Consider the following 8,977-nt stretch of genomic DNA (forward strand, 5'->3'; position numbering starts at 1 on the left):
CGTGTGACGGGTGGGACGGAGTGCTCACTCGACGGGAGAGGGAGGGACCCGCCGGTGAGGAGGTGGAGGAAGGAGTGGGTCAGCCGTCGGAGTCGGGGTAGCCCGTGGGGTTCGCGCTCTGCCAGCGCCACTGGTCGGCGCACATGTCGTCCATCGTCTTCTCCGCGCGCCAGCCGAGCTCGGCGTTGGCCCGCGACGGGTCGGCGAACGACTCGGGCAGGTCACCGGCGCGGCGGCCGACGACCTCGTAGGGCAGCTCGCGGCCGATGGCCCGCTCGAAGGCGTGCAGCACCTCGAAGACGCTCGTGCCGTGACCGGTGCCGAGGTTCCACGTCGACACCGGCTCGTCGACCTGGCCGAGCTTCGTCAGGGCGGCGAGGTGGCCCGCGGCGAGGTCCTCGACGTGGATGTAGTCGCGCAGTGGCGTGCCGTCGGGGGTCGGGTAGTCGTCACCGAAGACGAGCAGCTTCTCGCGCCGGCCGACCGCGACCTGCGCGATGTAGGGCATGAGGTTGTTGGGGATGCCGGACGGGTCCTCCCCGATGGTGCCGCTCGCGTGGGCCCCGACGGGGTTGAAGTAGCGCAGCAGCGCGATGCGCAGCGCCGGGTCGGCGGCGGCGACGTCGCGCAGGATCTGCTCGATCATCACCTTCGTCCAGCCGTACGGGTTGGTGGCCGCGGTCGACATGTCCTCGGTGAGCGGGGGCGCGTTGTGCCCGTAGACCGTGGCCGAGCTGCTGAAGACCAGCTTGGTCACGCCGTGGCGGCGCATCGCCCGCACGAGCGAGAACGTGGAGACGAGGTTGTTCTCGTAGTACTCGAGCGGCAGCTCGACGCTCTCGCCGACGGCCTTGAGCCCGGCGAAGTGGATGACGGCGTCGATGTGCTCGTTGGCGAAGAGGTGCTCGGTCTTGTCGTGGTCGCGCAGGTCGAAGGAGTGCACCGGCAGGTGAGTGTCGGTGAGGGCCTCGAGCCGGTTGACGACGGTCGGCTTGCTGTTGGCGAAGTTGTCGACGATGAGCACGTCGTGCCCCGCCGCGACGAGCTGGACCACGGTGTGCGAGCCGATGTAGCCGGCCCCGCCGCTGACGAGTACGCGCATGCCGTCACCCTACCGACCGCGGCCGGGAGGGTTCCGGCGCCGGTCGGGAGCGGGTCAGACGAGCGCGAACCCGGCGATGGCGAGCCCGTAGAGGGCGAGCGGCGCGGCCACGATCAGTACCCCGGCGGCGTACATGCCGACGCCGACGACGCCCGCGGGCAGCCCGACGATGCGGTCGGCGTCGAGCAGCTCGATGCGGGCCTTGGCCACGTGGGTGCTCTCGCGGATCGCCATGGCGCCCAAGGGTTTCGGACCGTCGGCCATGGCGACAATGGCACGGCCGGTGGTGACGGGGTCGGTGCGGCGCACGGCGGCGCGGTCGGCGAGAACCTCGATGAGCAGGTGCACCTCGTGGAGGGCGGCGTCCGAGCGCAGGAACCGCGGCACGGCCTCGTGGACCACCGTGAAGAACTCCATGACGAGGTCGTGGCGGGCGGCGAGGTGGGCGCGCTCGTGGGCGAGGACGGCGTCGAGCTCGTCGGGGGCCAGACGCGCGAGAGTGCCCTGTGTCAGCACGACCCGACGCCGGACGCCGGGCACGCAGTAGGCGGTCGGCGTCGCGTGCTCGAGCACGCGCATGTCGCGGTCGCGGCCCTCGCCGGGCGCGCCGAGCAGGTCGACGAGGTCACGGTGGCGGCGCCGGGCCGCGCGCAGCTGGCGCCCGACGCGGTCGCCGGCGAGCAGCAGGCGGCCGGCGACGACGGCGCTGAGCGCCCCGGCGACGGCGACGACGGGCCAGGTGTCGGCGAGGCGGGCCCGGTCACCGAGCAGCGCGGGCAGCGCCGCCGGCGCGGCGAGCAGCGCGGCTAGGACGGCGGCGACGGCCGTGGCCTGCCAGAGCACGAGGGCGGCACGGGGAGCCCGGCGCAGCACCGTGACCCGTGCCAGCAGGCGCGGCACCGGCCACGCGAGCAGCGCCGCGAGCACGACGAGCGCGCCGACGACGACCATCGGTCAGGCGCTTCGGTCGCGCGGCCCGGGACCGCGTCGGGCCTCGAGCTCGGCGAGTGCGGCCTTGAGCTCGTCGAGCTCCTCGGGCGTCGACTCGTCGAGGAAGTGCAGCAGCGCGCTGCGGCGGGTGTCGCCGGCCAGCTCGCCGAGGGTGTGGTGCAGCGACTCGGAGGTCAGCTCCTCGCGCGTCGAGGCCGGCGTGTACCGCCAGGCCCGGCCGTCGCGCTCACGGCTGACGAGGTCCTTCTTGGCCATCCGGTCGAGGACGGTCATGAGCGTCGTGTAGGCGAGTCCGCGCTGGACGCCGATCTCGTCGTGCACCTCGCGGACCGTCAGGCCGTCCGGGTGCGACTCCGCGGTGCTCCACAGGTGCTCCATGACAGCGCGCTCGAGCTCGCCGAGGCGGTTGCGGGGAGTGTTCGGCATGGTGCGTCCAATCTACCGGCGCGGGTCGCCGGATCCGTGCCCGCGGCCGTCGTCGCCGGTCGCGGTGCTGGGTGGCATCGTGCCCGATGCCGGGCGGTGCAGGGTGACGACCCGGTCGAACAGGTCGGTCCCCTCGTCACGGTGGGTCACCATGACGAGCGTCTGGGCGCCGTCGGACGCGTGCGTGAGGTCGGCGAGGACGGCGCGGGCGGTCGGCGGGTCGAGGTGGGCGACGGGCTCGTCGAGCAGCACGAGCGGCCGGCGGCTCACGTGGGCCCGGGCGATGCCGAGGCGCGCCCGCTCGCCGCCCGAGAGCCCACGGCCGGACGCGCCGAGCGGGGTGTCGAGGCCGTCGGGGAGGTCGGCCAGCAGGTCGCCGAGCCCGGCTGCACGCAGCGCGGCCTCGAGGTCGGCGTCGGACGCGTCGGGCCGGGCGAGGGTGAGGTTGCCGCGCAGCGTCGTGGCGAACACGTGCGGCTCGTCGTCGACGACGGCGATGCCGGCGCGGGACTGCTCGAGCGGCTCCTCGAGCGCGTCGCGGCCGTCGAGCAGGTACCGGCCCCCGGTGGGGTCGAGGTGCCGCGCGAGGACGGCGAGCAACGTCGACTTGCCGACGCCGTTCGGCCCGGTGACGACGACCCGGCTGCCGGGTCGCAGGCCGAGGTCGACCGGGCCCAGGTCGGTGCCACGGCCGGTCCACGACGCCTCGAGGTCGCTGACGGTGACGGCGGCGCCGCCCTCGGCGCGACGGGCGGGACCGGCCTCGCCCCGCTCGCCGGCGCCCGTTCCCCGGTCGGCGACGGCGGGTGGGGTGTCGACCAGGGCGTCGATGCGGGCCTCGCTGCCGCGGGCCCGGGCCAGGGCGCGCATCGCGTCCACGAGGGGGGTGATCGCCTCCGACACCGCGACCGGCGTCAGCACGAGGAGCGCCTTGACCGGGGTGGCGACGTCGAGGTCCCGGGCGATGAGCGCCGTCGCCGCGACGGCCGCGCCGACGGCGACGAGGAACAGGGCCGCGGCCGTGGACCGCCCGACGCTGATCCGCCGGGTGACGCGCGCGAGGGTGCGGTGCGCGTCGTCGAGCCAGCCGAGCGCGGTGGCCCAGCCACCGACGGCGCGCAGCTCGCGCGACTGCGTGGCGACGAGCTCGCTGACCCGGGACACCTCAGCCCGGGCCGCGAGCAGGTCTGGCAGGGAACGGGACTCGAGCGCCAGCGCTGCGGCGCAGATGGCGGCGACGACGAGTGCGAGCGCGAGCAGCACGAGCCCGACGGGCAGCGCGATGGCCGCGACGACGGCGATGACGATGCCGCCCGCGAGGGCCGTGGAGATGACCGGCACGGTGACCCGCACCTGCGCCTCGACGGCGTCGGTGAGGTCGTCGACGACGCCGGTGAGCACGTCGGCCCGCCGGCGCCGGCCGAGGCGCGCGGGGGTCAGCGGCACGAGGGCGGCGTAGAGGGCGGTGCGCCGCTCGGCGAGCAGCCGCAGCGCCGCGTCGTGGCTGACGAGCCGCTCGGCGTAGCGGAAGACTGGCCGGGCGATGCCGAAGGTGCGCACGAGCACGATGGCCGTGAGCAGCGTGAGGATGACAGGCCGCTCGGCGGCGCGGACGATGAGCCACCCGGAGGTCGCGGTCAGGGCCATGCCCGACGCCGTGGCGAGGCCGCCGAGCAGGCCGCCGCGCACCGTGCCGGCCGAGGGCCAGGCGACGCCGCGCCGGCGGGTCGTGCCGGCGGCCGGGCCGGTGCCGGGTCGGGGCGAGCTGGTGGAGGTGGTCACCGTCGGGCCTCCCTCTCGGTGTCGGTGGCGTCGTCGGCCCGCCGGGGACGGTCGGGGCGCGAGAGGACGACGTGCTGGTCGGCGCGGCGCACCAGCTCGTCGCGGTGGGTGACGGCGACGACGACGCGGCGCTCGGCCAGCTCGGCGACGAGGTCGGCGACCGACTCGGCCCCGTCGGCGTCGAGGTGCGCGGTGGGCTCGTCGAGCAGCAGGACCGTCTCGGGGGCGAGCCAGGCGCGGGCCAGCGCAAGCCGCTGCCGCTGGCCGGCCGACAGTCCGAAGCCGTCGTCGCCGAGGCTCGCCGACAGCCCGCCCGGAAGACCGGCCACCACGCCGTCGACGCCCACGGCGCGCAGGGCCTCCCACAGCCGGTCGTCGCTGGCGGGGTGCCCGATGGTCAGGGCGTCGCGGACCGAGCCGGTCGGCAGGAACGGCCGCTGCGTGACGTAGTGCGACGCGGGGGCCGACACGGCACCGGAGGTCGGGGTGCGCAGCCCGGCGAGGAGGTCGAGCAGCGTCGACTTGCCGACGCCGGAGGGGCCGGTGACGGCGGTCAGCCCGGGGCCGGCCACGAGGTCGAGCCCGTCGAGGACCGGGGTGTGGCCGGCGTCGTAGGTGTAGCCGAGCCCCGCCGCGCGCACCTCGTCGATGCGTCGGCCGGCGTCGGCGCGCTTCACGGGAGTGCTTGTGGCGGTGGAGAGCTCGCCGAGGATGCTGTCGAGCGCGACGGCGCCGTCGGCGGCGGAGTGGTACTCGGCCCCGACGCGTCGGACCGGCCAGTACGCCTCGGGCGCAAGGAGGATCGCGACGAGCGCCGGGCCCAGGTCCATCGAGCCGTGCGACAGGCGCAGCCCGACGGTGACGGCCACGATCGCCACCGAGAGCGTCGCGAGCAGCTCGAGGGCCGCGGAGGACAGGAAGGCGATGCGCAGGGTCTGCATCGTCGCGCGGCGGTGCCGGTCGCTGACCTCGCGGACCGTCTCGACCTGGCGACGCGCGCGTCCGTAGGAGACGAGCGTCGGCAGTCCGCGGACGACGTCGAGGAAATGCCCGGCAAGGGCATCGAGGGCGGCCCAGCGACGCTGCGTCGAGTCGGCGGTGGCGTGCCCGATGAGCGCCGCGAAGAGGGGGAGCAGCGGGAGCGTCAGGACGACGACGAGCGCGCTCGGCCAGTCGACGACCGCGAGCGTCACGAGCGCGACGGCGGGCACGAACGCCGCGGTCACCAGCGTCGGGAGGAAGCGGGAGGCGTACGGCTCGACGGCGCTCGTTCCCGCGGTCGCGAGCGCCACCGCGCGGCCGGGCTCGGGGGTGGCGTCGGCGTCGACCCGCCCCCAGTGCCGCAGCAGGGCCGAGCGCAGCGCCGACGACACGGCGACGCCGGCCCATGCCGACACCGACTCGTTGCCCGCGGCGAGCCCGGCGCGCACGACGAACAGCGCGCCGAGCCAGGTGAGCGGGCCGACGAGCGAGGACCCGTCGACGACGGCGACGACGACGGCCGACAGGGCGAAGGCCGTGGCGATCGTCGCCGCGCCGCTCGCGACGCCCGTGGCGCCGAGGGCGAGCACCGGCCTCCGGGCGGCGGGAACCGCCCGGAGCAGCCTGGGGTCGAAGGGCCTCACGTCGCGGGTCCTCTCAGCTACCGGTGCCGACGAGCTGGGCGTCGTCGGGAATGTGCTTGACGGTCAGGCGCTTCCGGAACACCCAGTAGGTCCAGCCCTGGTAGAGCAGGACGATCGGGGTGAAGACGAGCGCGACGATCGTCATGACCTTGAGCGTGTACTCGGTGCTCGACGCGTTGTCGATCGTGAGGTTGTACGTCGGGTTCGTCGTCGACGGCATGACGTTCGGGAAGAGCACGAGGAAGTACGTCGCGACCGACATCGCGATCGTCGTCGCCGTGCCGATGAACGCCCAGCCCTCGCGTCCGGCGCGGTTGGCCGCCAGGGCCCCGAGCAGGGCCACCGCCGCGACGACCGTGGTGACCCACGAGGCGAGCTTGCCGTCGGTGAGGCCGAGCCACAGCAGCAGCACGACGGCGAGCACCGCGGCCACGGCGCCGACGCGCTGGGCGATGAGGCGCGCCTCGAGGCGGATCTGCCCGTCGGTCTTGAGGGCGACGAAGATCGCGCCGTGCGTGACGAACAGGGCCACGAAGACGAGGCCGCCGAGCAGGCTCATCGGGTTCAGGAGGGTGAGGACGTTGCCGGTGAACTCCTTCTCGGCGTCGATCGGCACGCCGCGCACGATGTTGGTCAGGGCGACGCCCCAGAGCAGCGCGGGCACGAGCGAGCCCCAGAAGATCGCCTGGTCCCACCGCGCCTTCCACCGCGCGTCCTCACGCTTGTGGCGGTACTCGAAGCCGAGGTTGCGCACGATGAGGGCGACGAGGATGACGAGCAGCGGCAGGTAGAAGCCGCTGAACAGCGTGGCGTACCAGTGCGGGAAAGCCGCGAAGGTCGCGCCGCCGGCGGTGAGCACCCACACCTCGTTGCCGTCCCAGACGGGGCCGATGGTGTTGAGCAGCACGCGGCGACGCTTCTGCGCGTCGGCGGCGTCGGTGGCGTACCGCTTGCCCCCGAGGACGGGTAGGAGCATGCCGACGCCGAAGTCGAAGCCCTCGAGCACGAGGTAGCCGGTCCAGAGGACGCCGAGGAGGACGAACCAGAAGGTTGCGAGGTCCATGGTCACGCGCCTTTCAGTAGGCGAAGACGAGGGGTGCGTCCTCGTCCCGCTCGCTCGGGTCCTGGGGCTTCTCGAAGGGCTCGGCCCCCTTGCGGACGTAGTGGAGGAAGAGCTTGATCTCGACGACGGCCAGGGCCCCGTAGAGGAGGGTGAAGACGACCATCGAGGTGACGACCTCGCCGACCGAGACGCTCGGCGACACACCGTTGGCCGTCGTCATGAGGCCGAAGACGAGCCAGGGCTGGCGGCCGACCTCGGTGAAGATCCAGCCGAAGCTGTTGGCGAAGACCGGCAGGAGCGGCGCGGCCACGGCGAGCCAGACGAGCCAGCGTTGCGTGGGCGTGCGGTCGCGGCGCGTCACCCACAGCACGATCAGGGCGATCAGCGCTGTGGCCATCCCGAGGCCGATCATGAGGCGGAAGGTCCAGTACGTCGTCGGGATGTTCGGCGCGTAGCCGGTGGCGGACGCGACGAGCGGGTTGCCGCTGGCGCCGTAGGTCTGCGCGTACTCGGCCTTGAGGTCGTTGATGCCCTTGACCGCGCCGTCGAACGAGCCGGTGGCCAGGAAGCTGAGCAGGCCGGGGATCTCGATGATGGCGTTGGCGTGCGAGCCGTCGAGCGAGCCGACCGACAGCACCGAGAAGGGCGCGCCTTCGCCGGCCGGGACCGACTCGTAGAGCGCCTCCGCGGCGGCCATCTTCATCGGCTGCACCTCGGTCATGATCTTGCCCTGCACGTCGCCGCTCACGGCCACGCCGATCGAGGCCACGAGGCAGAACACTGCAGCCATCCGGGCCGCGCGCCGGTACATCGGTGCGTCCGAGCTGCCCACAGCCGCAACGGCGCCCGACGCGTCGGGCGCGTCACCAGCGCTCGCGACGGCGGCACTTCGGGCCTCGCGGCGCATGAGCCACAGCGCGACGCCCATGACGACGCCGGCGCCGGTCATGTAGGCGGCGAGGACCACGTGGGGGAAGGTCACGAGCTGGACCTTGTTCGTCAGCACGGCGAAGAAGTCGGTCAGCTCGGCGCGCCCCGTCACGGGGTTGAAGCGGTAGCCGACCGGGTGCTGCATGAAGGAGTTGGCGGCGAGGATGAAGTACGCCGACAGCACGGTGCCGATGTGCACGAGCCACATCGTCGCGGCGTGCAGCTTCTCGGGGATGCGGCCCCAGCCGAAGATCCACAGGCCGAGGAAGGTCGACTCGAGGAAGAACGCGAGCAGGGCCTCGATGGCGAGCGGCGCGCCGAAGATGTCGCCGACGAAGCGCGAGTAGTCGCTCCAGTTCATCCCGAACTGGAACTCCTGCACGATGCCCGTGACGAGCCCGAGCGCGAAGTTGATGAGGAAGAGCTTGCCGAAGAACTTCGCGAGCCGCAGCCACTGCTCGTTGCGGGTGCGCACCCAGAGCGTGTGGAAGACGGCGACGATGAGGGACATGCCGATGGTGACCGGCACGAAGAGGAAGTGGTAGACGGTGGTGATGGCGAACTGCCACCTGGCCAGGTCTGTGGCATCCATGGAGGCTCCCGACGCGGACTGGCGAACTACATGACGTAGTAGATGCTACGACCTCGTGTAGTACTACACCGCGTCAGGGGTGATTCCGGCGTGTGAAGCGGGTCACCCGCCGCAGCTGGGGGAGGATGTCGGCCGTGGACGAGCGAACGGTGACGGTCGAGGGCCGCGGCGGCGGCGGGATCCTGCGCGTCGACCACGAGGGCGCGGTCGCGCCGTACGAGCAGGTGCGCTCCGGCCTCGCCGACCTCATCGCCGCCGGGCGGCTGCTGCCCGGCGACCGGCTGCCCACGGTGCGTGGCCTCGCCACCGACCTGGGTGTCGCCGCGAACACCGTGGCTCGCGCGGTGAAGGAGCTCGAGGCCGCCGGCCTCGTCGTCACCGGCCGCCGGGCCGGCACGACCGTGGCGTCCGGGGCCCACGCGAGCGAGGCCGCCCTCGCGGCGCTCGCGGCGCGCTTCGTCGCGGACGTGCGCGACGCCGGGATCGGTGAGGCCGAGGCGCTCGAC

General features: G+C 73.5%; 8 protein-coding genes. 1 reads left to right on the forward strand and 7 read right to left on the reverse strand.

What is annotated here, in order from left to right:
* Positions 1 to 79: 79 nt before the first annotated feature.
* Genes galE through BIV28_RS12580 form a run of 7 tightly spaced genes read right to left on the reverse strand, consistent with a single transcriptional unit; the run spans position 80 to position 8,471 of the window.
* On the reverse strand, positions 80 to 1,102 hold the full coding sequence (gene galE, locus BIV28_RS12550) for a UDP-glucose 4-epimerase GalE (protein ID WP_076262320.1): 1,023 nt from the start codon (positions 1,100 to 1,102) through the stop codon (positions 80 to 82).
* 54 nt (positions 1,103 to 1,156) lie between these two features.
* Positions 1,157 to 2,053 (reverse strand): M56 family metallopeptidase, encoded by an 897-nt coding sequence (locus BIV28_RS12555; protein WP_076262322.1) that lies wholly within the window; start codon positions 2,051 to 2,053, stop codon positions 1,157 to 1,159.
* Between the two features lie 3 nt (positions 2,054 to 2,056).
* The gene (locus tag BIV28_RS12560) at positions 2,057 to 2,479 is read right to left on the reverse strand and encodes a BlaI/MecI/CopY family transcriptional regulator (protein ID WP_076262324.1); all 423 of its coding nucleotides are present in this window, start codon (positions 2,477 to 2,479) and stop codon (positions 2,057 to 2,059) included.
* Between the two features lie 12 nt (positions 2,480 to 2,491).
* Positions 2,492 to 4,261 (reverse strand): thiol reductant ABC exporter subunit CydC, encoded by a 1,770-nt coding sequence (gene cydC / locus BIV28_RS12565; protein ID WP_076262326.1) that lies wholly within the window; start codon positions 4,259 to 4,261, stop codon positions 2,492 to 2,494.
* A complete protein-coding gene (cydD, locus tag BIV28_RS12570; protein ID WP_076262328.1) occupies positions 4,258 to 5,886 on the reverse strand; it encodes a thiol reductant ABC exporter subunit CydD in 1,629 nt (542 codons plus the stop codon). The genes cydC and cydD overlap by 4 nt, the downstream gene beginning before the upstream one ends.
* 13 nt (positions 5,887 to 5,899) lie before the next feature.
* Positions 5,900 to 6,949, reverse strand: a complete 1,050-nt coding sequence (gene cydB, locus BIV28_RS12575) for a cytochrome d ubiquinol oxidase subunit II (protein WP_076262343.1) — start codon at positions 6,947 to 6,949, stop codon at positions 5,900 to 5,902.
* Between the two features lie 13 nt (positions 6,950 to 6,962).
* Positions 6,963 to 8,471 (reverse strand): cytochrome ubiquinol oxidase subunit I, encoded by a 1,509-nt coding sequence (locus tag BIV28_RS12580; protein ID WP_076262330.1) that lies wholly within the window; start codon positions 8,469 to 8,471, stop codon positions 6,963 to 6,965.
* Positions 8,472 to 8,605: 134 nt separating this feature from the next.
* Between BIV28_RS12580 and BIV28_RS12585 the strand changes: the two genes are divergently transcribed.
* A partial coding sequence (locus BIV28_RS12585) for a GntR family transcriptional regulator (RefSeq protein ID WP_076262332.1) occupies positions 8,606 to 8,977 on the forward strand: 372 nt, incomplete at its 3' end.

This window comes from Intrasporangium flavum (assembly GCF_001956915.1).
Lineage (GTDB): Bacteria > Actinomycetota > Actinomycetes > Actinomycetales > Dermatophilaceae > Monashia > Monashia flava.

What these genes read in the sequence shown, in the direction of transcription:
- galE (WP_076262320.1), bottom strand. Translation starts at nt 1,102, where the DNA reads ATGCGCGTACTCGTCAGCGGCGGGGCCGGCTACATCGGCTCGCACACC.
- BIV28_RS12555 (WP_076262322.1), bottom strand. Translation starts at nt 2,053, where the DNA reads ATGGTCGTCGTCGGCGCGCTCGTCGTGCTCGCGGCGCTGCTCGCGTGG.
- BIV28_RS12560 (WP_076262324.1), bottom strand. Translation starts at nt 2,479, where the DNA reads ATGCCGAACACTCCCCGCAACCGCCTCGGCGAGCTCGAGCGCGCTGTC.
- cydB (WP_076262343.1), bottom strand. Translation starts at nt 6,949, where the DNA reads ATGGACCTCGCAACCTTCTGGTTCGTCCTCCTCGGCGTCCTCTGGACC.
- BIV28_RS12580 (WP_076262330.1), bottom strand. Translation starts at nt 8,471, where the DNA reads ATGGATGCCACAGACCTGGCCAGGTGGCAGTTCGCCATCACCACCGTC.